The organism is Paraburkholderia kirstenboschensis, assembly GCF_904848585.1.
Classification (GTDB): domain Bacteria; phylum Pseudomonadota; class Gammaproteobacteria; order Burkholderiales; family Burkholderiaceae; genus Paraburkholderia; species Paraburkholderia kirstenboschensis.
In genome coordinates this window covers 973,367-997,974 of the sequence record NZ_CAJHCR010000001.1, presented here as the reverse complement: position 1 = coordinate 997,974, position 24,608 = coordinate 973,367, and the positions used below count along the sequence as shown (strand labels likewise).

Annotated in this window: 21 protein-coding genes and 3 tRNA genes; 7 read left to right on the top strand and 17 right to left on the bottom strand. The window is 62.8% G+C overall.

What is annotated here, in order from left to right; genetic code table 11:
* Positions 1-20 precede the first annotated feature (20 nt).
* Genes JMY24_RS04520 through tsaB form a run of 3 tightly spaced genes read right to left on the bottom strand, consistent with a single transcriptional unit; the run spans position 21 to position 2,522 of the window.
* On the bottom strand, positions 21-1,238 hold the full coding sequence (locus tag JMY24_RS04520) for a uracil-DNA glycosylase (protein WP_201701443.1): 1,218 nt from the start codon (positions 1,236-1,238) through the stop codon (positions 21-23).
* On the bottom strand, positions 1,225-1,719 hold the full coding sequence (rimI, locus tag JMY24_RS04515) for a ribosomal protein S18-alanine N-acetyltransferase (RefSeq protein WP_128595322.1): 495 nt from the start codon (positions 1,717-1,719) through the stop codon (positions 1,225-1,227). The genes JMY24_RS04520 and rimI overlap by 14 nt, the downstream gene beginning before the upstream one ends.
* The gene (tsaB, locus tag JMY24_RS04510) at positions 1,716-2,522 is read right to left on the bottom strand and encodes a tRNA (adenosine(37)-N6)-threonylcarbamoyltransferase complex dimerization subunit type 1 TsaB (RefSeq protein WP_201701442.1); all 807 of its coding nucleotides are present in this window, start codon (positions 2,520-2,522) and stop codon (positions 1,716-1,718) included. The genes rimI and tsaB overlap by 4 nt, the downstream gene beginning before the upstream one ends.
* A gap of 221 nt (positions 2,523-2,743) precedes the next feature.
* Between tsaB and JMY24_RS04505 the strand changes: the two genes are divergently transcribed.
* From JMY24_RS04505 to aceA, 3 genes are all read left to right on the top strand, one after another.
* Positions 2,744-3,013 (top strand): acyl-CoA-binding protein, encoded by a 270-nt coding sequence (locus JMY24_RS04505; RefSeq protein ID WP_128595324.1) that lies wholly within the window; start codon positions 2,744-2,746, stop codon positions 3,011-3,013.
* Between the two features lie 427 nt (positions 3,014-3,440).
* Positions 3,441-5,063, top strand: a complete 1,623-nt coding sequence (locus JMY24_RS04500; protein WP_201701441.1) for a DEAD/DEAH box helicase — start codon at positions 3,441-3,443, stop codon at positions 5,061-5,063.
* Between the two features lie 469 nt (positions 5,064-5,532).
* Positions 5,533-6,840, top strand: coding sequence for an isocitrate lyase (aceA, locus tag JMY24_RS04495; RefSeq protein WP_027775357.1), 1,308 nt, complete (start codon positions 5,533-5,535; stop codon positions 6,838-6,840).
* A 313-nt stretch (positions 6,841-7,153) separates the two neighbouring features.
* Here aceA and JMY24_RS04490 read toward each other — a convergent pair whose 3' ends face one another.
* A complete protein-coding gene (locus JMY24_RS04490) occupies positions 7,154-7,588 on the bottom strand; it encodes a universal stress protein (RefSeq protein ID WP_020065598.1) in 435 nt (144 codons plus the stop codon).
* 203 nt (positions 7,589-7,791) lie between these two features.
* Positions 7,792-8,694 (bottom strand): LysR family transcriptional regulator, encoded by a 903-nt coding sequence (locus tag JMY24_RS04485; protein WP_201701440.1) that lies wholly within the window; start codon positions 8,692-8,694, stop codon positions 7,792-7,794.
* Between the two features lie 147 nt (positions 8,695-8,841).
* Here JMY24_RS04485 and JMY24_RS04480 point away from each other — a divergent pair, with 147 nt between their 5' ends.
* Positions 8,842-9,705, top strand: coding sequence for a (S)-2-haloacid dehalogenase (locus tag JMY24_RS04480; RefSeq protein ID WP_128595326.1), 864 nt, complete (start codon positions 8,842-8,844; stop codon positions 9,703-9,705).
* Between the two features lie 92 nt (positions 9,706-9,797).
* On the top strand, positions 9,798-11,399 hold the full coding sequence (aceB, locus tag JMY24_RS04475; RefSeq protein ID WP_128595327.1) for a malate synthase A: 1,602 nt from the start codon (positions 9,798-9,800) through the stop codon (positions 11,397-11,399).
* Between the two features lie 149 nt (positions 11,400-11,548).
* Here the strand turns inward: aceB and JMY24_RS04470 are convergent, their stop codons facing one another.
* Positions 11,549-11,950, bottom strand: coding sequence for a gamma-glutamylcyclotransferase family protein (locus JMY24_RS04470; RefSeq protein WP_128595328.1), 402 nt, complete (start codon positions 11,948-11,950; stop codon positions 11,549-11,551).
* Positions 11,951-12,091: 141 nt separating this feature from the next.
* On the opposite strand from JMY24_RS04470, the gene JMY24_RS04465 reads away from it, so the two are divergent.
* Entirely contained in the window at positions 12,092-13,006 is a 915-nt protein-coding gene (locus tag JMY24_RS04465; RefSeq protein ID WP_128595329.1) for an AraC family transcriptional regulator, read from the top strand.
* A 16-nt stretch (positions 13,007-13,022) separates the two neighbouring features.
* Here JMY24_RS04465 and JMY24_RS04460 read toward each other — a convergent pair whose 3' ends face one another.
* The 5 genes from JMY24_RS04460 to gltX all read right to left on the bottom strand — a co-directional run bounded on the left by JMY24_RS04460 (position 13,023) and on the right by gltX (position 15,676).
* Positions 13,023-13,487 (bottom strand): GNAT family N-acetyltransferase, encoded by a 465-nt coding sequence (locus tag JMY24_RS04460; RefSeq protein ID WP_128592648.1) that lies wholly within the window; start codon positions 13,485-13,487, stop codon positions 13,023-13,025.
* A gap of 143 nt (positions 13,488-13,630) precedes the next feature.
* Positions 13,631-13,707: transfer RNA gene (locus JMY24_RS04455), tRNA-Asp, on the bottom strand.
* Positions 13,708-13,786: 79 nt separating this feature from the next.
* A tRNA-Glu gene (locus JMY24_RS04450) sits at positions 13,787-13,862 on the bottom strand.
* A 178-nt stretch (positions 13,863-14,040) separates the two neighbouring features.
* Positions 14,041-14,116, bottom strand: a tRNA-Ala gene (locus JMY24_RS04445).
* A gap of 150 nt (positions 14,117-14,266) precedes the next feature.
* Positions 14,267-15,676: a glutamate--tRNA ligase gene (gltX, locus tag JMY24_RS04440; RefSeq protein WP_201701439.1), complete on the bottom strand. Its 1,410-nt coding sequence runs from the start codon at positions 15,674-15,676 to the stop codon at positions 14,267-14,269.
* Between the two features lie 400 nt (positions 15,677-16,076).
* On the opposite strand from gltX, the gene JMY24_RS04435 reads away from it, so the two are divergent.
* On the top strand, positions 16,077-17,036 hold the full coding sequence (locus JMY24_RS04435; protein WP_201701587.1) for a patatin-like phospholipase family protein: 960 nt from the start codon (positions 16,077-16,079) through the stop codon (positions 17,034-17,036).
* Between the two features lie 108 nt (positions 17,037-17,144).
* On the opposite strand, the gene JMY24_RS04430 is transcribed toward JMY24_RS04435, so the two are convergent.
* From JMY24_RS04430 to JMY24_RS04405, 6 genes are all read right to left on the bottom strand, one after another.
* Positions 17,145-17,810 carry a C40 family peptidase gene (locus JMY24_RS04430; RefSeq protein ID WP_128595330.1) on the bottom strand — a complete coding sequence of 222 codons (666 nt, stop codon included), beginning with the start codon at positions 17,808-17,810 and terminating at the stop codon, positions 17,145-17,147.
* 136 nt (positions 17,811-17,946) lie between these two features.
* Positions 17,947-19,530, bottom strand: a complete 1,584-nt coding sequence (locus JMY24_RS04425) for an ABC transporter ATP-binding protein (protein ID WP_128595336.1) — start codon at positions 19,528-19,530, stop codon at positions 17,947-17,949.
* Positions 19,531-19,607: 77 nt separating this feature from the next.
* Entirely contained in the window at positions 19,608-20,714 is a 1,107-nt protein-coding gene (locus JMY24_RS04420) for an ABC transporter permease (RefSeq protein ID WP_128589567.1), read from the bottom strand.
* Positions 20,714-21,751: a microcin C ABC transporter permease YejB gene (locus tag JMY24_RS04415; RefSeq protein ID WP_020065585.1), complete on the bottom strand. Its 1,038-nt coding sequence runs from the start codon at positions 21,749-21,751 to the stop codon at positions 20,714-20,716. Before JMY24_RS04415 ends, JMY24_RS04420 begins: the two co-directional genes overlap by 1 nt.
* A 74-nt stretch (positions 21,752-21,825) precedes the next feature.
* A complete protein-coding gene (locus tag JMY24_RS04410; protein ID WP_413231216.1) occupies positions 21,826-23,697 on the bottom strand; it encodes an extracellular solute-binding protein in 1,872 nt (623 codons plus the stop codon).
* Positions 23,698-24,074: 377 nt separating this feature from the next.
* Positions 24,075-24,422, bottom strand: a complete 348-nt coding sequence (locus JMY24_RS04405) for a hypothetical protein (RefSeq protein ID WP_128595333.1) — start codon at positions 24,420-24,422, stop codon at positions 24,075-24,077.
* Between the last annotated feature and the right edge of the window lie 186 nt (positions 24,423-24,608).

Genomic DNA, 24,608 nt, shown 5'->3' with positions numbered 1-24,608 from the left:
CGCCTCCGGCTCATCCGCGCTCACTGTTTCGCCGCGTTCGACGCTGCGCCACCGGCCGCAAGCCACGTATCGCGAGCGAGACACAAATCGGCCCAAGCCTTGGCCTTGTCCGGCAGGCTACGCAGCAGATAGGCCGGGTGATAGGTGACGATTACCGGCACACCCTCGTACTCGTGGACGCGGCCGCGCAACGACGAAATGCTCGCGTCGGTCTTGAGCAGGCTTTGCGCGGCGAAGCGACCGAGCGCGACGATCAGCTTCGGTTTGACGAGCCCCACCTGGCGTTGCAGATAAGGTTCGCAACGCTCGACTTCGTCGGGCTCCGGATTGCGGTTGCCGGGCGGCCGGCACTTGATGACGTTCGCGATAAACACGTTGGTGTCGCGCGCCAGCGTGAGTGAACGCAGCATGTTGTCGAGCAGCTTGCCGGCCTGACCGACAAACGGCTCGCCCACGCGGTCCTCGTTCTCGCCGGGCGCTTCGCCGATCAGCATCCAGTCGGCGTTCCGATCTCCCACGCCGAAAACAGTCCTGGTGCGCTTCTCGCACAGCCGGCAGCGCTCGCAGGTCGAGACCCGCTCGCTTAGCGCGTCCCAGTCGAGCGTGTGGATGGCGGGAGGTTCGGGCGTGTCGCGGCGCGCGTGCATGGGCGCGCTAGCGTCGCCCGGCGGTTGAAGCGGGAGATCGTCGAACCAGGCGAAGTCGTCGGCAGGCGGAGCGTCGAACGAGGACGGCTCTTGCATGCGCGGCTCGGCGGTTGCTGGATCACGGCTTTGAGCGGCAAGTGGCGCGCGCTGTTGGGTCGCCTCCGGCGCAGGCCGTGGTTCGCGTTTTTCCGATTGACCAGCGAAGCGCGCGGAATCTTCAGCACGCTCAACCGGCTCTGCCTGCTGCAAATCATCGCGCGGCGCAATTGGCGCTGTTGGCTGGGACCGCTGAGTCTCGCGACCTGGCGCATCGTTTCCAATACGCGTTTGGGCCTGCACGGCGCCGTCGGCTTGTCGCGACGGCTCTCCCGCGCGCAAAGTGGGCGTGGGCGACGTCTGCGGCGTCAACCCGATCGAAGAAGGCTCGCGTGCATCGAGCCGCGTGAGGTCGCTCGCACCGTGCGCACGCGGCGCGTCGGCGCCCTGCTCCGCGCCGGCCCCGTCAGCCGCTTCCTGCGTCGCGGCCATCCCGCGACGCACCCAGCGCGGCGCGAGCCCGAACTCCTCCAGTACCGATTCATGCAGCGCCATCCGCGCCCTCCCTGACAAACGATAAACGCATCACGATGGCGTCCTCCCGGCTGCGATGCCGCGCCGGATAATAGTTCTTGCGCCGGCCGATCGACGCGAAGCCGAAACGCTCATACAACCGGATCGCGCGATGATTCGACGGCCTCACCTCCAGCAGCAGACCGTCCAGTTTTTCGGCACGGGCAATGCGCACGGCCTCCCGCAGCAGCGCGAGTCCTGCGCCCGCCCCCTGAGCGGCGGGCGTCACGCACAGATTCAGCAAATGCATTTCGTCGACGACCGGCATCAGCACGCAATAGCCGATCAGCGTGCCCGTAACATGCCGCAGACAAACGCCGAAATAGCCGTTGCGCAGGGAGTCGCCGAAATTGACGCGACTCCAGGGGAATTCATAGGCGAGCTTTTCAATCGCGGCCACTTCGTCGAGGTCGCCTTCGGTCATCGGCGACATGTAGCGGTCCGCCAGCAGCACGCCGCTCATTGCCGTCCCTCGCGAGACTCGGCGTGATGAGCGAGCGCCGCAGCCTGCCCCGCCTTGGCGGCCTTTTCCGCGATGCGCTCGGCCGTGGTTTGCGCGACCTTGTTGCGTATGTATTCGGGCGCGGCCTGATCGGCCGGGACCGTGCGGCCCGCGTGGAATGCGCGCAACGCGGCGTACGCGAGCGGCAGCGCATGCGGCAATGCTTCCTGATCGACGCTTCGGGCAGCTGCGAGCGCCGGCAGCCGCGCGCCGAAGGCTGCGGCGGCGTTGCCCGCGAGCGTGAACGGTTCGTCGGGTAATACGAGCCGCTCGGGCGCATCGAGCGATGCGCTTTGAACGGTGCGCCATTCGCCTTCGACGTCGTCCCACGCGTAGTCGGCCCAATAGATTTCGTCCATGCGGGCGTCGAGCGCGGCCAGCACGCGCGTGGCGAACGGATCGCGGCGCCGGGCACTCTCCGCGCAGACGAGCAGCGTGCTGACCGGCACGACCGGCAGATCGAGGCCGAACGCCAGGCCTTGGGCGACGCCAGTCGCGGTGCGAAGACCGGTGAATGAGCCGGGACCGGAACCGAACGCGATCGCGTTGCAGTCGGCCAGTGTGAGACCGGCTTCGTCGAAAAGTTCGCGGATTGCAGGCAGCAGACGGGTGCTGGACACGGCGCCCGTCTGTTCGTGACGGACCCACGCACGCGGCTCGGCGCGCCCGTGGCCCGCTGCGCCGACGTCGACGGCCGCGGACAGAAGCGCTACCGAGCAGAATTCGGTGGAAGTATCGAGGGCAAGAAGCACTGTTTGAGTCATGGAGCGTATTGTAATCGGCGCCGCGCGCGCGGATGCGGTTTGGTCTCGGGCGCAACGCGTGTCGTCGCCACGAGATCCACGGTCGCATGGCCGCTGATTCAGAAGCCGGCGTGAATTCCGTGCTCGCAGGCGCCTTGCGTTTGGAATAAGCCCTCAGCACGCCGCGGCATGCAATTGCTATGATCGTCGGCCACCTAACCATCCCGCCGGAGAGCACCACGATGACGGACCTCGCCACGCAATTCATTCAAGCCCAGGAACACGTCAAGCAACTGCCGGAGCGTCCGGGCAACCTCACACTGCTGCGCCTCTACGCCCTCTACAAGCAAGCCAGCGAAGGCGACGTTCAGGGCGACAAGCCGGGCTTCACGGACATCGTCGGCAAATACAAGTACGACGCGTGGGCCGCGCTCAAGGGCACCGCGCAGGACGCCGCCAGGCAGCAGTACGTGGAACTGGTCGAATCGCTGAAGAGCGGTGCGTCCGCATAAAGTCCAGGTGACGCCGAGCCCCTCGCAGCGGGGCGTTGCGTAACCTAACGCGCGAGAGTCGCGCTCGGAAATGTCTTAACAGTGGCGCAGTGCAACAAATACCTATACAATGTTGCCTGCGCTTCACTGCTTTGCCCGGTTTTAATAATCGGCGTTTGCGGCGCAGCGCCTCGTAGCGTTTAGCTCCAATCCAGTTTAGAACCTGTCCCCTCCTGCCTAGCCCCCTACGGGCGATCATGTCCCAGGCTGGCGGCAAGCCATGTTGGCCTGTCGCATCCGATACAGCTTCTAACGAAAAGCTCGCCTTTATTGTTGCGAGTTGCCCCCGTTTTTCGATTTGCTCGCTGCTTCTTTGCTCGCTGAATCCGACGACTTGGGTATGCCGATTGGCGCCGACGTTTTAATTCCCTGTGTTTCAAGGATTCTCATGACCTCGAGCAATACCCCCAGCAGCCCGTTGAACGCCATCGCCGATCAGGCCCTCGGTCTCGCCGACGCACCCGTGCAAGCCGCAGCCGTTGCTGCCGCGCCGGCCGTCGTCGCTGAAGCCGCCGCGCCCGCTGGCCCGACGTTCGCGTCGCTCGGCCTGTCCGCGGATGTCGTCTCCGCGCTGACCGCCGCTGGCTACCAGAACCCGACGCCGGTTCAGCAACGTGCTGTTCCGGCTGGCATCGCCGGCCGCGACCTGCTGGTTTCGAGCCCGACCGGTTCGGGCAAGACCGCTGCCTTCATGCTGCCCGCCATCGAACGTTTCTCGCAGTTGCAAAAGTCGCAAGCCAGCCAGCCGCGCGAGCCGCGTCCGGCCGACGGCGCACGCACGCGCCGCCCGCAACCGGTTGCCCGTCCGACCATGCTGGTTCTGACGCCGACCCGCGAACTCGCGATGCAGGTCACCACCGCCGCCGCCACGTACGGCAAGCATCTGAAGCGCCTGCGCACCGTCAGCATTCTGGGCGGCGTCGCTTATGGCCAGCAATTGATGCTGCTTGCAAAGAACCCGGAAATCCTGGTTGCCACGCCGGGCCGTCTGATCGACCACCTCGAACGCGGCCGTATCGACCTGTCGCAACTGCAGATTCTCGTGCTCGACGAAGCTGACCGCATGCTCGACATGGGCTTCATCGAAGACATCGAAACGATCGTCGCGGCCACGCCGGCCACGCGTCAGACCATGCTCTTCTCGGCCACGCTCGACGGCAAGATCGGTTCGCTGACCGGCCGCCTCCTGAAGGATCCGGAGCGTATCGAGATCGTTCAGCGCCTGGAACAGCGCACCAACATCGCGCAAACCGTCCATTACGTCGACGACCGCGATCACAAGGACCGTCTGCTCGACCATCTGCTGCGCGACGAGGGCCTCGACCAGGCTATCGTCTTCACGGCAACCAAGATGGACGCGGACCAACTGGCCGGGCGTCTTGCCGACGCCGGTTTCGAATCGGCCGCACTGCACGGCGATCTGCCGCAAGGCGCGCGTAACCGCACCATCAAGGCACTGCGCGAGCGTCGCGTTCGCGTGCTGGTGGCAACGGACGTCGCCGCTCGCGGTATCGACATTCCGGGCATCACGCACGTGTTCAACTACGATCTGCCGAAGTTCGCCGAAGACTACGTGCACCGTATCGGCCGTACTGGCCGTGCCGGCCGCTCGGGTATCGCGGTGAGCCTCGTGCATCACGCCGAACAGGGCGCGCTCAAGCGCATCGAGCGCTTCGTGCGCACTCCGCTGCCGGTCAACGTCGTCGTGGGCTTCGAGCCGCGCAAGTCGGCTCCGTCGGGTAACGGCCGTCCTGGCTTTGGCGGCCGTGGCCGTCCGGGCGGCGGCAATGGCGGCGGACGCCGCTTCGGCAGCGGCTCGGGCAAGCCGGCCGGTAACGGCAGCAGCTCGCGCAGCGGCACTGGCGGCGGCTGGGCCGGCAAGTCGGCTGGCGGCGGTTCGCGTGATGGCGGCTTCGGCGGCGGTTCGCGTGAAGGCTTCGGCGGCTCGCGCGACGGCGGCTACGGCGCACGCCGCAGCGACGGCCCGCGTACCGCGCGTCGCGGCAGCTAAAGCGCGCAAGCGCTCACGGCCAGTAGCGGTTTGCCTGCTTCGATGCGGCAGCCGCGCCTGGCTGGTGGAAGCTAGACGTAATGAGTTGTGCAGACCCCGCAGCCTCTTGCTGTCGTCGGGTCGGACTGAAAACCGGTGCCCAGGCACCGGTTTTTTTTCGCCCGTGCTCCATCCCCTCCCAAATTTCACGATGTGCAAAAATTTTTTGCGTCGTAAAAAATCGTGCTGCACGGCACAACATGACGATTGCAAGATGGGAAAAATCGTTTCTTAATGCGAAACGAAATTCGTAACCTACTGATTCTACGCAAGAATAAATATCAGAAAATCGCATGCGGGCGGCTATTGCGTGTCCATTGATTTGCCTAGACTCTTATATAAGACTTCACGAAACGGAACGCCTCAGCGGCTGACCGCTTCCACGAAGACAGAGCTCACCATCCATTTTCAGGCAACCAAGGAGCAAATCATGACGACGCGCGAAGAACAAGCCCGCCAACTTCAACAGCAATGGGAAACCGATCCGCGCTGGAAAGGCGTCAAGCGCAGCTACACCGCCGAGGACGTGATCCGTCTGCGCGGCTCCGTGCAGGTCGAGCACACGCTCGCCAAGCGCGGCGCCGAAAAGCTCTGGCATAGCGTGAATACCGAGCCCTTCGTCAATTCCCTCGGCGCGCTGACCGGCAACCAGGCGATGCAGCAGGTCAAAGCCGGTTTGAAAGCCATCTATCTGTCGGGCTGGCAGGTCGCGGGCGATGCGAACGTGGCCGGCGAAATGTACCCGGACCAGTCGCTTTACCCGGCGAACTCTGTGCCGCTCGTCGTCAAGCGCATCAACAACACGCTGACGCGCGCCGACCAGATCCAGTGGTCGGAAGGCAAGAATCCCGGCGACGAAGGCTATATCGACTACTTTGCGCCGATCGTCGCGGACGCCGAAGCCGGCTTCGGCGGCGTGCTCAACGCTTTTGAACTGATGAAGGCGATGATCGAAGCCGGCGCTGCAGGCGTGCACTTCGAAGATCAGCTTGCGTCGGTCAAGAAGTGCGGCCACATGGGCGGCAAGGTGCTGGTGCCGACGCGCGAAAACGTCGCCAAGCTCACGGCCGCGCGTCTCGCCGCGGACGTATCGGGCGTGCCGACCGTTCTGCTCGCTCGCACCGACGCGGAAGCAGCCGACCTGATCACGTCGGACGTCGACGAAAACGACAAGCCGTTCCTGACCGGCGAGCGCACCGTCGAAGGTTTCTACCGCACCAAGCCGGGTCTCGAACAGGCGATTTCGCGTGGCCTCGCCTACGCGCCCTACGCCGACATGATCTGGTGCGAAACGGGCAAGCCGGATCTCGAGTTCGCAAAGAAATTCGCCGACGCGATCCACAAGGAGTACCCGGATCAACTGCTGTCGTACAACTGCTCGCCGTCGTTCAACTGGAAGAAGAACCTGGACGACGCGACCATCGCCAAGTTCCAGCGCGAACTGGGTGCGATGGGCTACAAGTTCCAGTTCATCACGCTGGCCGGCTTCCACGCGCTGAACTACTCGATGTTCAACCTCGCGCACGGCTATGCCCGCAATCAGATGACGGCGTTCGTCGAGATGCAGCAGGCCGAATTCGCCGCCGCGGAGAAGGGCTTCACCGCCGTCAAGCATCAGCGTGAAGTCGGCACCGGCTACTTCGACGCGGTCACGCAAACGGTCGAGCGCGAAGCATCGACGACCGCATTGCACGGCTCGACGGAAGACGAACAGTTCTTCGACAAGAAAGTCGCGTAACGGCCTCGCGGCCCGATCGCGAAACGTCAGCAGACAGACGGTGGAACAACGGCGAAGCGGTTTTGCCGGAGTTCCGCCGTCGACAGGGAGGAGTCTCGCCATCGGCGCATCGGCGCATCGGCGCATCGGCGCATCGGCGCATCGGCGCATCGGCATATTACTGCGCCGCGCCGATGGCGGGTTCTCGCAAGGCGGGGGCTAGACAGAAAGCCAGCACAACGCATTGTGCGGCGAACGGACGACGCGCCGGCGCATCGCCGGCGCGTCTTCCCGCCGTCGGCTGCAACGTTGTGGAAACGAGCGCGCGCAAAGTTCAGCGGTACACGAGCACCGGGATTTTAGTATGCGTGAGCACCCGCTGCGTTTCACTGCCGATCAGCAGGCTGCCCAGACCGCGACGCCCGTGTGAAGCCATGAAGATCACGTCACACGCGCCCCGCTCCGCCGCTTCGATGATGCCGAGATACGGCGCCGGATGCACGCTGGTGCGCCTGTCGACGACCACCCCGACACGGCTCGCGGCGAGTTCCACTTCGCGCAGATGCTGCTGCGCTTCGCGTTCGCTGCGTTCGAGAAACTCGGACGGCGGTTCGACAACGATGTCGGAGAACGGCGCGTACGGATATTGCGGCAGACATGCATAGGCGGTGATGCGCGCGCCGACCGCCTGCGCGAGATCGATTGCGCCGGCCATCGCCTTGCGCGAGAGATCTGAACCATCGGTCGGAACGAGAATGTGCTTGAACATGTGCCCTCCGTATCCGTGTCCAGCCGCCCTGCCGGCTGCGCTCGGCGCGGCATTGCCGCGCTTTTTTCACGCCCGTGAACAGCACATGCGTCAGCGCCGGCCGAGGCTTTGCGTACTGGCCTCAAAAGGATTGTAGGTCGTGGATACCTCCCGCAAACCGTCATCGAGGGTCTGTCCGAATATGGAAAACCCGTTGCGCCGCGTCAGCCCCAGTATTCCGGAAGGCCATACGTATGCTTGAGAAAATCCAGAAAGAGCCGCACCCGCAGCGGCAAATGGCGGCGCTGCGGAAACACCGCATGAATTCCGATGGGCGGCGCGGCGAACTCGTCGAGCACGCTCACGAGGCGTCCCGCCGCGATGTCCGCGCCGACTTCCCACCACGAACGCCACGCGAGCCCGTGGCCTTCGAGACACCACTCGTGCAGCACGGCGCCGTCGGAGCATTCCATCGTGCCGGACACCTTGATCGATACGACCTTATCGCCCTGCTGGAACATCCAGCCGCGCTGCTGGTTGGCGCTTGCACCGAGCGCGAGACAGTTGTGCTGCGCAAGATCCGCAAGGCTGTGCGGCGCGCCGCGCCGGCTCAGATACGACGGCGACGCCACGCACACGCGCCGGTTTTCACCGAGCTTGAGCGACACGAGCGAAGAATCGGGCAATTCGCCGAGCCGCACCGCGCAATCGAAACCTTCGTTGACCAGATCGACGAGCCGGTCCGACAGATCGAGCGTGATGGAAACATCCGGATGCGCGACCGTGAACGCCGGCACCAGCGGTGCGACGTGGCGGCGCCCGAAGCCGGCCGGCGCCGAGAGCCGCAAGTGGCCGCTCGCCTTGACGCCGCCCGCCGACACGCTCGCCTCGGCATTCTGCATGTCGTGAATGATGCGCTGACAATCTTCGAGAAACGCCGAGCCTTCGAAGGTCAGCGTGATCTTGCGTGTCGTGCGCACCAGCAATTTGACGCCGAGGCGTTCTTCGAGCGCATCGATACGGCGTCCGATGATCGCGGGCGCCACGCCTTCGGCAAGCGCCGCGGCGGACAGGCTGCCCTTCGCGGCGACAGTGACGAAGGTCTCGATCTGCTTGAATCGGTCCATGGAAGGGTGCCGTTAGCGCGGCGAAGTTGGCCGGTGCGCGTCAGATTAGGTTCATGAAAGTAAAAGATCAAGTGATCTTTGCCCTCTTTTTTAGCGCAGAGCAGCGCTAATACAATCCGTCCTGACCTCTGACAGGAGCGCACGGCAATGTCGGCCACAACGACACTCTCCCTTAAAGCAGTGATTTTCGACGCCTACGGCACGCTTTTCGACGTGCATTCGGTGATCGCTGCCGCGGAGCAGATCTTCCCCGGACGCGGCGACGCCCTCTCGCAGTTGTGGCGTCAGAAACAGATCGAATACACGCAGTTGCGCACGCTGGCCGATGCCGGCGGCGACGCCGCGCACTACCGTCCGTTCTGGGACGTCACGCTCGACGCTCTGCGCTTCTCCGCGAAAAAGCTTCAACTCACGCTCGGCCGTACCGCTGAAAAGCGTCTGATGGATGAGTACGCGTGTCTGTCGGCGTTTCCCGATGCTGTGCCTGCGCTGCGTTTGCTGCGGGATGCGGCGTCTGGGTCTGGGTCTGGCTCTAAGCCCGTGTCGGCATCCGCATCCCGACCCTCACCTGCTACATCCTCTGCGGCTGGCACGTCAGGCGGATCGCGCCCCGGCCTCGCGATTCTGTCGAACGGTAACCCTCAAATGCTCGACGTCGCGGTGAAAAGCGCGGGTATGAGCGGCCTGTTCGACCATGTGCTTTCCGTCGACGCCGTGCGCGCATACAAACCCGCGCCCGCCGCCTATGCGCTCGGCACGCAAGCCTTCGACGTGGATCCGCGCGAGATCGTCTTCGTGTCGTCGAATGGCTGGGACGTCGCCGGCGCAACCTGGTTCGGCTTCACGACGTTCTGGCTCAACCGACAGAACGCCCCGCTCGAGGAACTGGGCGTGACGCCGCACGGCACGGGTGCGGGCATGAGCGATCTATTGGCTTTTCTGAAGACCGTCACATTTGCCGGACGCGCCCACGTCACAACGAGCCGCATACGCCACAGCCCCGGCGCATGACGCTCGCCTCCGGCAACTCATCGAATCAACTGAATCCACTACCACCGCATTTCAACTTTGCATTTTGCAATCTGACCGACCAAGGAGAAAACATGGCGAATCCGCTGTCATCGTTGTCGCTGCCGCAGGGCATGGAAATCACCGCCGAAATCAAGCCGGGCTATGAAGCGATCCTCACGCGCGAGGCGCTCGAACTCGTCGCCGCGCTGCATCGCACGTTCGAGCCGCGCCGTCAGCAGTTGTTGGAGGCACGGGCGGAGCGCACGAAGCGGCTCGACGCCGGCGAGCGTCCCGACTTTCTCGCCGCGACGAAGAGCGTGCGCGACGGCGACTGGACCATCGCGCCGCTGCCGAAAGACCTGCAATGCCGCCGCGTGGAGATCACCGGCCCGGTCGAGCGCAAGATGATCATCAACGCGCTGAACTCGGGCGCGGATTCGTACATGACCGATTTCGAGGATTCGAATGCGCCCAGCTGGGACAACCAGATCACCGGCCATATCAATCTGAAGGATGCCGTACGCCGCACGATCTCGCTCGAGCAGAACGGCAAGAGTTATAAGCTGAACGACAAGGTTGCCACACTGATCGTGCGTCCGCGCGGCTGGCATCTCGACGAAAAGCACGTGAAGGTGGACGGCAAGCGCGTGTCGGGCGGCATCTTCGATTTCGCGCTCTTCATGGTGCACAACGCAAAGGAACTGGTCGCGCGCGGCTCGGGCCCCTACTTCTATCTGCCGAAGATGGAAGGCCATCTGGAAGCGCGCCTGTGGAACGATATCTTCGTCGCGGCGCAGGAAGCGGTCGGCGTGCCGCGCGGCACGATTCGCGCGACGGTGCTGATCGAAACCATTCTTGCCGCGTTCGAGATGGACGAAATCCTGTACGAGCTGCGTGAACATAGCTCGGGGCTGAACGCCGGCCGTTGGGACTACATCTTCTCGGCGATCAAGAAGTTCAAGTCCGACCGCGACTTCTGTCTCGCCGACCGCTCGCAGATCACGATGACCGCGCCGTTCATGCGCGCGTATGCGCTGTTGCTGCTGAAGACGTGCCATCGCCGCAACGCGCCGGCGATCGGCGGAATGAGCGCGCTGATTCCGATCAAGAACGATGCCGCCGCGAACGACAAGGCAATGGCCGGCGTGCGCTCCGACAAGGCGCGCGATGCCGGCGACGGCTATGACGGCGGCTGGGTTGCGCACCCGGGCCTCGTGCCGATCGCAATGGAGGAATTCGTCAAGGTGCTGGGCGACAAGCCGAATCAGATCGGCAAACAACGCGACGACGTGCTCGTTACTGCCACGGACCTGATGGACTTCCGTCCGGAAGCGCCGATCACCGAAGCCGGTCTGCGCAACAACATCAACGTCGGCATTCACTACCTGGGCTCGTGGCTCGCGGGCAACGGCTGCGTGCCGATCCACAACCTGATGGAAGATGCCGCTACCGCCGAAATTTCGCGCTCGCAGGTGTGGCAGTGGATTCGCTCGCCGAAGGGCACGCTCGACGATGGCCGCAAGGTGACTGCTGAGCTGGTGCGCGAACTGGCCGTGCAGGAACTCGACAAGGTGAAGCAGGCCGTCGGCGGCGATACGAAACCGTACGAACGCGCGGCTCAAATCTTCGAAGAGATGTCGACGTCGGAGCAATTCACCGACTTTCTGACGCTGCCGCTTTACGAAGAAATCTGAACGCGAACGCTCGTCGGGTTGTAACGACGACCGCGTGCAACGATTGACCAACTGAACGGCCCGACAGGCGCATGCCTGGCGGGCCGTTTCTTATGCGCGAGGAGCGCATATAAGCACATACCAGCGCATACGAGCGCGTGGTGGGCGTGTCAACGCGTCGCGCGATACTCGACCCAATCGCCGGACTTGATCTCTTGCAGCCCCTTCACCGCGTGAGGCGTGACCGGATAGAAGCGACAGTTCACGACGTTGCCGTCCACTTTGACCATCACTTCACGGGCCAGAAAGCGATCTTCGACGCCGGGATACACCGCTTCGATCTCATCGAGCACGGCGACGAGTTCATCGTCGATTTCGTAAACATCGCCGGTTACATCCACGCCCTGCTCGTCGACAACGAGTCCCGGATACGAACCGAAGTCGAACAGATGGCCGCGAACCGTGGCCGTGCCGAGCAGATTCGGCTCGGCTATTTCATTGCGAGCCGCGGCTTCGCGGATGTCGTTCACTTCGCCCGCCCGCAGCGTGCCGTATACAAAGACGGTTTGCATCGTCGTTCGTGCTCCTCGAATAGGTGGTCGGTCAATCGGGACATTATGCAACGTCCGAAACCATGCACGCTCTACAATGAGAATCCGCTCATGTTGGGGCCTAGAACCCGCAGCGTTTTGGTCCGTAAATCGACTTTTGCCATGACTCCGTACGCCGGCTCGGACCGGTCCAGCTTCGTCAGCTTGACCGACACTCCGCCAGAGTTTCAGCCGAACGACACGCATCCTATTCGCGTGCGTTCGCGCCCCATGCCGATGGGTTCTCACTTCGCGCGTCATACGCACGCCTGGGCGCAGGTCGCGTATGCATCGCGCGGCGTGCTGCGGGTGGCGACAACCGGCACGACGTGGATGGTGCCGCCCTCTCGCGCGATATGGCTACCGCCGCACGTCACCCATGAAGTAGTGGCCGTCGAAGACGCGTTCCTGCGCACGCTGTACATCACCGAAAGCACGGTGCCTGCCGGGCTCGACGCCCCACGCGTGGTCGAAGTCTCGAACCTGCTGCGCGAAGTGATCGCCGCGCTGGACACGCCCGGCATCTCGCCCGCGCGCGAGCAGTTGCTCGGCGCGCTTGCGTTAGATGAGCTGACCCGTTCGGAGCCACTGCCGCTGTCGGTGCCCATGCCGAACGAGAAGCGGCTGCGCGCGCTCTGCGAGGCGGTAATCGCGGATCCGACGCCCGGTGAATCGCTCGAACAGTGGGCGGCGAGCGTGGGAGCGAGTACGCGCACGATCGCGCGTCTCTTTCGCCAGGAGCTTGGCGTGAGCTTTTCTCAATGGCGGCAACAGGCGATTCTCGCGCGGGCGATTCCCCTGCTGAGTCAGGGACGGCCGCTGTCGCATGTCGCGCAGGAGTTGGGCTATCAAAGCCAGAGCGCTTTTTCCGCGATGTTCCGGCGCGCGTTCGGTGAAAGCCCACGTGCGTTTATCGAGCGGGGCTCGGAGCATCGACTGGAAAATGGAGAGAATCGCGACGACGCGCAGCTGAACGACCATGCCGACCAGCCGGCCGCCTCGAACCGCGCGGACGCGGCGAGCGGCGGGGAGCGCTAAACCGCCGACTGGCGGCTCAAACGCGCCGCGCGAGATGACGGATCGCGCCAAGCTGGGCAAGCCGCGGGCCGGCCAGCTTATAGCCTTTGCGCTGATAGAGCCGCGCCGCGGGATTGTCGACGAACACACGCAATTGCAGTTCGCGCAGTCCGCGCTCGCGTGCCCATTGGTGGGACATATCCAGCAGATAGGTGCCCGCGCCGAGCCGCCTGTATCCCTCGGCAATCTGCACGTCGCGGATATGAAGCGAATCGCCTTCCTGCGTGATGCGCAGCACGCCAATCGGCTTGCCGTCCATTTCGAGGATGAAATTCTCCGACTCGCGCCAACTGCCGAGAAACAGATCGCCGCGCCAGACGAGATGATGCCGCTGATAATAGCCGCCCATGTTGCTATGAGTCAGCGCCTCGGCGAACTCGAAATCGTCCATGCCGGCTTTGCGCAGATGGAACGGTAACGGAGCTTCGGTTGGATCGAACATGGCGGCACGGCGAAGAGAAGTCGGGTCAACGGTAAAACAGGCCGCGCGCGCTGGCAATGGCTGTTTGTCCCGAGCATATCCAGGCGGGACCGTCAGCGGAAATAAAAAAAGCCCACTTCTTTCGAAGTGGGCTTTTTCCAATCTGGCGGAGCGGACGGGACTCGAACCCGCGACCCCCGGCGTGACAGGCCGGTATTCTAACCAACTGAACTACCGCTCCAGATTTTTACACCTAGCAAGCAAGCTGCGCTCGCTCACCGGTTGCACCGTTCAACTTCCAACCGAACGACGCTGATGTTTGGCGTCCCCTAGGGGATTCGAACCCCTGTACTCACCGTGAAAGGGTGATGTCCTAGGCCTCTAGACGAAGGGGACATAATCTTTTCAGACATGTCTTTTACTCGCCGCTGAGTCGGATTAACTAGCGCAACGCCAACTGCTAGTTATTTATTCCGTCAACTGCGAAGACCGCTATTTTAACTACGATACTGCTGCTTGTGAAGTCTTTTTTGCTACAAGTTCCATGGTTAGGAACGACTTCACTCTGCTCTGATGGTGGAGGTAAGCGGGATCGAACCGCTGACCTCTTGCATGCCATGCAAGCGCTCTCCCAGCTGAGCTATACCCCCTTGCAGAACAGAAACGAGATTCTAGAGGCCAATTTGCGCTTTGTAAATACCCTTTGAGCAATCGCATGCGACTTTTTTCCGAAGTCGCATGCAAACAATCTCAATGCGTCCGCGAACGCGCTCGGGACCACTTGCTGGCCGTTCCACGCGTCATGCCAACGCCTTCTCGATCCGACCGACAACCACGTCGCGACCGAACAGCATCAGCACCATATCAATCGAAGGCGTATGCGTCGTACCGGCCACTAGCAGCCGGACCGGCATCGCCAGTTGCGGCATTTTCAGCTTGTGCGCGCCGAGCGTTGCCTTGAGCGCAGCGGCGATCGCCTCCTTGGTCCATTCCACCGTCTTCAGTGCAGCGGCAAGATCGCCGAGCGCCGGGCGCACAGCGTCAGTCACATGCTGCGCTAATGCCTCGGCGTCGGGAGCGGGCGTGCGATAGAACATCGCGGCGTTCTCCGCGATCTCCTTGACCGTCGACGCACGGTCCTTCAACAAGCCCACGACCGCCGTCAGATCCGCGCCCTGAGCGATGGTGGCCTCGTCGATACCCAGCTCCGCGAGGAACCGCCGCGCGAGTCCGGCGAGGCGGGCGTTATCCGCTTCCTTGATGTAATGCGCGTTCAACCAGTTCAGTTTGTCATGGTCGTACTGCGCCGGAGACTTGCCCAAATGCTCGAGATCGAACCATTCGACGAACTGCTCGCGCGAGAAAATTTCCGCGTCGCCATGCGACCAGCCAAGGCGCGCCAGATAATTGACCACCGCCTCCGGCAGATAGCCGGCGTCACGATAACCCATCACGCTCATTGCGCCGTGGCGCTTGCTCATCTTCTCGCCCTGCTCGTTGAGCACGGTCGGCAAGTGCGCGTACACCGGCGTTTCACCACCGAGCGCCCGCAGAATGTTGATCTGCCGCGGCGTGTTATTCACGTGGTCGTCGCCGCGAATCACATGCGTGATGCGCATATCCAGGTCGTCGACCACCACGCAGAAGTTGTAGGTCGGCGTGCCGTCCGGCCGTGCGATTACCAGGTCGTCCAGCTCCTCGTTCGAGATCTCGATACGCCCTTTCACCGCATCGTCCCAGGCCACCACGCCAGTGAGCGGATTCCGGAAGCGCAGCACCGGCTGCACGCCCGCCGGCGGCTCGGGCAGCACCTTGCCCGGCTCCGGGCGCCATGTGCCGTCGTAGCGCGGCTTTTCGCCGGCTTCGCGCTGACGCTCACGCAACGCGTCGAGTTCTTCCGTCGACATGTAGCACGGGTAGACGAGCCCCGCGTCCTGCATCTGTTTCAGCACTTCGCGATAACGGTCCATGCGCTGCATCTGGTAGAACGGGCCTTCGTCGAAATCGAGGCCGAGCCATTCCATGCCTTCGAGGATCGCGTCCACAGATTCGGTCGTGGAACGCTCCACGTCGGTGTCCTCGATCCGCAGCACGAAGGTCCCTTTCATCTTGCGCGCGAACGCCCACGGGTACAGCGCGGAGCGAATGTTGCCGAGGTGAATGAAGCCGGTGGGACTCGGTGCGAAACGGGTACGAACGGAGGTGGTCATTAGCGGTTACTCGAAGACTGGCGCCGGCGCAGGGCAAGCATCGCCCGTAAAGCGCGGCAGCGAACCGCGCCCATACGGCACGACGGCTGCCGCGCATGGACACGAAGGAATTGAGGCGAAAGTCGAATTATACCTTTCGTGAGCGCGCGGCCTGCCCTCGTCCGAACGGGCTATTGACGGCCACGGGCACCGGCTGTGCAACGTTTCATTACCGGCCGCCGCGCACGTGCCGCTTTGATTTATGATGTGCGCGCGCTGAAGCGGCGACGCCGCCATCCGCGCATTGAACGGCTATTTGCACTTGCCCTGACCCTTGCCTGAGCACGGCGAAACGTGGCCGCTCGCGCCGAACACGCTCGACGCGCCCGACACGCCCCACACGCCGTTGCTGGAGAACTCGTTGAAACCTTCGTCGCCTCGTTACGGCCGTCGCAATTTTTCGCTCGCGGCCGCCTCCGCGGTACTCGCCGCCTGTACCACCGCGGGCAGCAGGATCGACGGCGTGTCGTCGTCGAATACGGCCACAGCCGCGCCCACCCCGAACACGCCACCGCTCGACAGGCCGCAGCGGCCCATTCGGGTCGCCCTTGCGCTAGGCGGCGGCGCTGCGCGCGGCTTCGCGCATATCGGCGTGATCAAGGCGCTGGAGGCGCGCAATGTCCAGGTCGATCTGGTGGCCGGCACGAGCGCCGGGTCGGTGGTCGGCGCGCTTTACGCGTCGGGCATGAACGGCTTCGCGCTGAACAAACTGGCGTTGAACATGGACGAAGCATCCATTAGCGACTGGGCCATGCCGTTTCGCACACGCGGCTTTCTGCAAGGCATCGCGCTGCAGAATTATCTGAACACAACGCTCAACAATCGGCCGATCGAGAAGATGGCGAAGCCGCTCGGCGTAGTCGCAACCGACCTGAAAACCGGCCAGCCGATACTCTTTCAGCGCGGCAATACCGGCATCGCAGTGCGGGCGTCGTGCAGCGTGCCGTCGATTTTCGAGCCGGTCAAAATCGGCGGGCATGAGTATGTGGACGGCGGGTTGGTGAGCCCGGTGCCGGCGTCGTTCGCACGCAAGATGGGCGCGGACTTCGTGATCGCCGTGGATATCTCGCAGCGCCCCGAAAGCGGCCTGACGGCCAGTTCGTTCGACGTGCTCATGCAAACCTTCACGATCATGGGCCAGACCATCAAGGCATATGAGCTCGACAAATACGCCGACATCGTCATCCGGCCGAATCTCGCCGCCATGAGCGGCAGCGACTTCTCGCAGCGCAATGCCGCGATTCTGGCCGGCGAGGAAGCCGTCTCGAAGATCATGCCGGAGTTGCAACGCAAGCTGGCCGCGAGCCGCGCAGCGGCTTAGGGTGGCTCCAGCGCCGTCGACTCAGGAAATAGACCCGCCCAAAACGCAAAAGCCTGCTTCAAACGAAGCAGGCTTTTTGTTGTGGCCGAAGCACCGGCGCAGCAAAAATCAGTTATTGCCGCCGATCGTCGCAGTCACACGTTTGCGCAGATCTTCGCCCTCCTGGTACGACGTCTCGATCCGGCGTGCACCGGTGAAGCGCTTTTCCCAGTAGCCGCTATCCATGTCGTCCACACGGATCGTGCTGCCCGTGGAGGGCGAATGCACGAACTTGTTGTCGCCGATATAGATGCCCACGTGGGAGAACGTGCGGCGCATGGTGTTGAAGAACACCAGATCGCCCGGCTTCAGGTCGCTTACGCGGACCTTTTCGCCGACACGGCTCATTTCCTCGGCGCGGCGCGGCAGCGCCATGCCCAGCGTGTCCTGGAACACGTAGCGTACGAAACCGCTGCAATCCAGCCCGGAGTCCGGCGTATTGCCGCCCCAGCGGTAGCGAACGCCGATCATGTTCAGCGCGCCGACAACCACGTCGCCAGCCTTGCCGGCCATGCCGGACAGGAACGATCTGGCGCCGCCGTCAGCGCTACCGGTGAGCGTTTGCGAATTGGAGGAAGACGATGAGTTCGCCGCGTTGCTCGGCGAAAATGAGGCATTCTGATTGAAACTGCTGACTTCGTCGGCGAAAGCGCCGGGAGCTGCTGCGATCAAGACGCCAATGAACATCCCGGCGACGGCGCGCGTGCAAGCCTGGGTCAAATTTCTGTGCTGCATTGGTCGGTATTTTTTGCTAAAGAATCAGTGGGATACGGAAAAAGTTTGGTCGATACTAGCCAGTAAGTATTCACATGTCAAAACAAATAGAAAAATACAATCGAGACCCGCACCCAATTGGTGAAAGGGTGAAAAATCAGCGGTCCAATGCCGCTTTCAGGAGCTTTCGAGTGTAGGGGTGCGCGGGCGTCGCAAAGATTTTCTCAACCTCTCCGCTTTCCACGATAGAACCGTTTTGCATCACAGCCACGCGGTGCGCCATCGCCCCGATCACGGCCAGATCGTGGCTGATGAAAACAAAGCCCAAGTTGTATTTTTGTTGCAGCCCGGCGAGCAGTTTGAGCACTTGCTGCTGGATAGAAACGTCGAGTGCGCTGGTCGGTTCATCCAGGATAAGAATCCGCGGCTCGACCACGAGCGCCCGTGCAATGGCTATGCGCTGGCGCTGGCCGCCGGAAAACTCATGCGGATAACGGAGCAGCGCAGTCCGGTCCATCCCAACCTCGCGCAGCACGGCAACCACCCTGTCGCGCCGCGCTTGCGGCGTCATTTGCGGCCGGTGCAGCGCCAGCCCTTCGCCGACGATCCGCTCGATCGTCTGACGAGGCGAAAGCGAGCTGAACGGGTCCTGGAACACCACCTGCATGTTCGAACGCAACGCGGTCTGGTCCGCGCCGCGGTAGGTAGCGAGCGCCCTGCCCTGAAACTCGATCTCGCCGTGCGCTGTTCGCTGCAGTCCGAGCAAGGCCATGGCGAGCGTCGATTTCCCCGAACCGGATTCTCCAACGATGCCGAGCGTCTCGCCCTGACGCACCGAAACGCTCGCGTTTGCGACCGCGCGGAACCGCCCGGCCCGGAACCAGCCCGCGAATCCCGGCAGCTTCGTTTTGAAATCGACGGAAACGTCGCGGGCTTGCAGCAGCACCGGCGAAATAGGCAGCACCGGCACGACCGTGCGCTGCGGCCGGCTTTCCAGCAGCCGTTGCGTGTAAGGATGTTGCGGCGACTCGAACACCTGCTCGACCGGCCCGCTTTCGACCAGAACGCCTTTTTCCATCACCGCAATGCGCTGTGCAAAATGCCGCACGAGGTTCAGGTCGTGCGTAATCAGCAGCACCGCCATGCCGCGCTTTTGCGCTTCGTCGCGTTGCAGTTCGAGGAGCAGCTCGACGATCTGCGCGCGAATCGTCACGTCCAGCGCGGTAGTCGGTTCGTCGGCGAGCAGCAGACGCGGACGGCACGCCAGCGCCATCGCGATCATCGCCCGCTGCCGCTGTCCGCCCGAAAGTTGGTGCGGGTAGCTGTTCACGCGCTTGCCCGGCTCGGGAATGCCCGTACGGCCCAGCAGCGCGACCGCGCGCTTGCGGGCTTCCGCCGGCGACACGCCGTCGTGCACGACGATCGTTTCCGCGATCTGGTCACCGACCGTGTAGAGCGGATTGAGCGCGGTCATCGGCTCCTGAAAGATCATCGCAATGTCCGAGCCGCGCATGCCGCGCATCTCACGCTCGCTTTTGGCAAGCAGATCCTCGCCGTCGAACCGGATCGAGCCGCTTACCTGCGCGTCGCTCAGCAGACGCAAGATAGACAGCGCGGTTACGCTTTTTCCCGAGCCCGATTCGCCGACGAGCGCAACGCGCTCGCCGCGCTGGATCGCCAGCGTGACGTCGTTCACCGCCACTGTGTCGCCGAAACTCACATGCAGATGATCGAGCTCCAGAAGCGGCGCGGCATTCGCCGCTTCGGCGCCGTCGTGCCCCTGCCCCTTGCGCTGTCCTGGCGCTTGCCGTTGAGCGGTCACTGATTGCCCCCAGCGCGCATTGCATCGGAGATGCGGGTATCGAGCGCATTACGCAGCGCGTCGCCCATGAAGGTCAGCAGCAACAGCATCGCGACCAGCACGCCGAAAGTGGACAACGAGATCCACCACGCGTCGAGATTCGCCTTGCCCTGCGCGAGCAGTTCGCCGAGGCTCGGCGTCGGCGAAGGTACGCCGAGGCCGAGAAAGTCGAGACTGGTTAGCGCGAGAATCGCGCCGCTCATACGAAACGGAAGGAACGTGATCACGGGCGTGAGGCTGTTGGGCAAAAGGTGCCGCCACATGATCTGCCAGTTCGACAGGCCCATCGCCCTCGCCGCGCGCACGTAATCCTGCTGCCGATTGCGGAGGAACTCCGCCCGCACGTAGTCGGACAAGCCGATCCACCCGAACAGGGAAAGCAGCACGATCAGCAGAATGAAACCCGGCTCGAAGATCGACGAAAAAATAATCAGCAGATAGAGCTCCGGCAACGCGCTCCAGATTTCGATCAGACGCTGCCCGACGATATCGGTACGTCCTCCGAAATATCCTTGCACGGCGCCGGCGGCAATGCCGAGTATCGTTCCAATGAAAGTCAGCACGAGCCCGAACTCCACGGAAACGCGAAAGCCATACAGCAGTCGAGCGAAAACATCGCGGCCGCGGTCGTCGGTGCCGAGCCAGTTTTCACGCGAAGGCGGCGCCGGGTTGGGCGCCTTCGAGAAATAGTTCAGCGTGTCGTAGTAGTAATGGTTCGGCGGATACACGGCGAAGTTGCCGGGCGCGTCGAAACGCTGCTTGATGTAGGGATCCAGATAGTCGGCAGGCGTTGGGAAATCTCCGCCGAACGTGGTCTCCGCGTAGGTCCTGAAAAGCGGGAAATAGAGGTGGCCGTCGTAGCGCACCACGAGCGGCTTGTCGTTCGACCAGAGTGGACCCGCAAGGCTCGCGGCAAAGGCCACCACGAATATGATGAGGCTCCAGTAACCGAGACGCTGCTGGCGAAAGCGCCGCCATACACGGCGCGCGGGCGAAGGCGAGACGAATGCACGCGCGGGTTCGACGCGCGCCGCTGCATCGGCTGAAAGGCGGGCTCGATTCATCAGCGTTCCAGTTGTTCGAATTGGATGCGGGGATCGACCCACACATAGCAAAGATCGGACACCAGCTTCGTCGCGAGACCGATCAACGTGAACAGGTACAGCGTGCCGAGCACGACCGGGTAATCGCGCCGCACGACCGATTCATACGACAGCAAGCCGAGACCGTCGAGCGAAAAAAGCGTCTCTATCAGCAGGCTGCCTGTGAAAAAAGCGCCGATAAACGCAGCAGGAAAGCCGACGATCAGCGGCAACATTGCGTTGCGAAACACATGCTTCCACAGCACGCGTTTTTCGGAGAGACCCTTCGCGCGCGCGGTCAGCACGTACTGCTTGCGAATCTCGTCCAGAAACGCATTCTTCGTGAGCATCGTGATTACCGCAAAACTGCCGACCACCGAGGCCGTGATCGGCAACGCGATATGCCATAAGTAGTCGAGGATCTTGCCCACGACGCTCAGTTGCGCCCAGTTATCCGACGTGAGATTGCGCAACGGAAAGAGCTGCAGGAATGTGCCGCCGCCGAACAGCACGAGCAGCAGCACGCCGAGCACAAAGCCCGGAATCGCGTAACCGATCAGCACCACGAGGCTCGTCGCGATATCGAAGCGCGAGCCGTTGCGCACCGCTTTCGCGATGCCGAGCGGCACTGAAATCAGATACGTGAGAAAGAACGTCCATAAGCCGATGCTGATCGACACCGGCAGCTTCGATACGATCAGCGACCACACGCTCTGATGGCGGAAATAGCTCTGCCCAAGGTCGAACGTCGAAAACCGCTTGAGCATCAACACGTAGCGCTCGAGCGGCGGTTTGTCGAAACCATAAAGCGCTTTCAGTTGCGCGACCTGCTGCGCGTCGACACCGTTATGCGCGCGCAGACCGAACGGCACAGCGCCCTCCGCGCCCTTGCGCAGTTCGTGTTGCATCTGTTCGACGGGGCCGCCGGGCACGAACTGGATCACGACGAACGTGAGTGTCAGCACGCCGAGCAGCGTCGGGATCATCAGCAGCAGTCGTTTGAGAATGTAGCTCCACATGGCGGGCGTTTCCGTTGCGAGGGCGAGGTATGAATAGCGATAGCGGGGACCGAGTGAGCAAATTTGCCGCTACGTTACTGCGGCTGTGCCTGCGTTGCTGCTTGCGGCTGCGCGAACCACCACGTCGATGTAATCCAGCCTTCGGCTCCATAGTACAGGGGCAGCGTCGACGGCCACGCGAGCCCGCGCTTGAACGCCACGCGATGCGTAGCGCTGTACCAGTGCGGCACGACGTAGTAGCCATGCATCAGAACGCGATCGAGCGCATGCGTCGCGTCGAGCAGTTGCTCGCGCGACTGCGCCTGCACGAGTGCGCGCAGGATCGCATCGACCGCAGGCGACTTCAGTCCGATCATGTTGTCCGAGCCGTTCGTGTCCGCCGCCTTGCTGCCGAAGCGCTCGATCTGTTCGGAGCCGGGCACCTGTACGTCGGGCATGCGGATCGTCGTCGTGTCGAAGTCGAATGCATCGAGCCGCTTCTGATACACGGCAAAATCGGCGACGCGAAACGTTGCGGTGATGCCGAGCTTTTTCAGGTTTCGAATGAACGTCGCGACGATCGGCTCCATTTGCGCGGCCGACCCTGAGTCGTCGAGTATCTCGAACTCGAACGGCTCGCCCTTTGCGTTGCGCAGCGCGCCGTCGCGATACGTCCATCCGGCCTGCTGCAATAACGCGCGTGCTTGCAGCAGATTTGCGCGTAAGGAGCCAGGCGGGTCGGTGTCGGGCTGCTTCGGCGGCGGCCCGAAAACCGCCGGATCGAGCTTCGCGCGCCACGGTTCGAGCAGCGCCAGTTCACCTGGCGACGGCAGGCCCTTGGCCTGCAGATCGGTGTTGGCAAAGAAACTGTCGATACGTGTGTACTGATTGAAGAACAATTGCCGGTTCAGCCATTGAAAGTCGAGCGCGAGATCGAGCGCCTTGCGCACGCGCACGTCCTTGAACAACGGCCGCCGCGTGTTCAACATGAAGCCCTGCATGCCCGTGCCGTTGTGTTGCGCGAACACCTTCTTGATCAGCTCGCCGCTGTCGAACTTCTTGCCGACGTCGCGCCGCACCCAGTTTCGCGCGACGTACTCGACGAGCGCATCGTATTCGCCGGCCTTGAACGCCTCCAGTCGCGCGACGTTATCGGAATACAGCTTGTAGACGATGCGATCGAAGTTGTGCGTGCCCGCACGCACCGGCAGTGCCGCGCCCCAATAGTCTGGATTCCGCCGGTACGTGATCGTGCGTCCGTTGTCGTAGCGCTCGATCAGATACGGGCCGCTCGTGACCGGCTTTTCGAACGCCAACTGATCGAACGGGATATGGCTGCCGTCCGGCTTCAATCCCCACTTGCGCGAGAACACCGGCATGCCGCCGGCGAGCAACGGCAACTCGCGATTACGGTGCTGAAACTCGAACCGCACGGTGTGCGGATCGACAACCACCGCGCGGACGATCTGGCCGAAGATCGACATGAATTGCGGCGCGGCCTGCGGACTCTTCAATGTGTCGAGCGAATACTTGACGTCCTCCGCGGTGACCGGGTCGCCGTTCGCAAACCGCGCGTGCGGATTGATATGGAATGTGGTCGACAAGCCGTCCGGCGCGACCTTGATATCGTCGGCGAGCAGTCCATACGCGGAAGCCACCTCGTCGCTGCTGCCGGTCGTCAGGCTCTCGAACAGCAGGTCGACACCGGGCGCGGTGTTGCCGCGCAAGGTGAACGGATTGAACTTGTCGAAGCTGGTGAGGCGGCTCGGATTGGCCAGTACGAGTGTGCCGCCCTTCGGCGCATTCGGATTGACGTAGTCGAAGTGCTTGAAGTCGGCTGGATATTTCGGCTCGCCGTACTGCGCAATCGCATACACCGCGTGCGCTTGCGGCGCTGCGAACCAGCCGGCGGCGGCCAGCGCGCCGCACAAGATAGCGACACGGGCCTTGCGCGATGAACGGGACACGAGCGCGGGACCGACACACGAAGGCCTGGAAATCGTGCATTCACATGCACGAGGCGATGAAACCCGTCGCGAGCCAGTTGTCATAAGCGCCTTGGTGATCAGTGGGCAATTGCGTTGTCACGGAATTCTACCCAATAAACCCGCGCAAACCGTAGCTGCGACTGCCACTCATGAGGCGGACGCGCGATTAGCGAAGATGCCGCGATCGGCTCGCGAAGGCCTCGCCCAACACAAGCGTGCGCTTTCTCACGGTGTCGTCTGACGCGCAGTGTTTGTGCGCGAACGGCAATTGCGCAGATCCGATCAAGCGATGCGCGAGAGCATGAAAAAACCGCCCATCGGGGCGGTTTTTATCATCACTACAGTTCGTCCAGCGTTCAATGCCAGCCGCGATGATGATCGTAGTGATCGCGACCGTAGTCGTAACGGCCGGGGGGATGATGACGATACCAGTCGTTGCGCGCCCAGTAGCGGCGGCCGTCCCAGTAGCGGTCTCCATGCCAGCCGATCACGATAGCCGGAGCGCCGTAATAGACGGGCGCGGGCTGATACACGACGGGCGGCGGAGGCGGCGGAGGCGGCGCATACACAGGCGCCGGCGCGACATACACCGGCGCGGGAATGCCGATATTGACCCCGATGTTGACCCCGCCGGCCATTGCGGCACTCGACGCGCCCAACGCGATAACCCCGATCACAAGCGGAACAAAACGAGCGGACTTCATGGATTACCCTTGGAAGAATGTGTTGTTGGCGGAAATATAGCGCAAGGTCGCGAACGGCGTATTTCAACTTTGTAATAACTGATGCATAAGATCGCAGGCGGCGCGGGACGTTACGTGTCGTTACATTCGACGCTGTTCCAAGCCAAAGCGTCGAAATCCTCAACGCGACAGCCTAGCTGCCCGGCG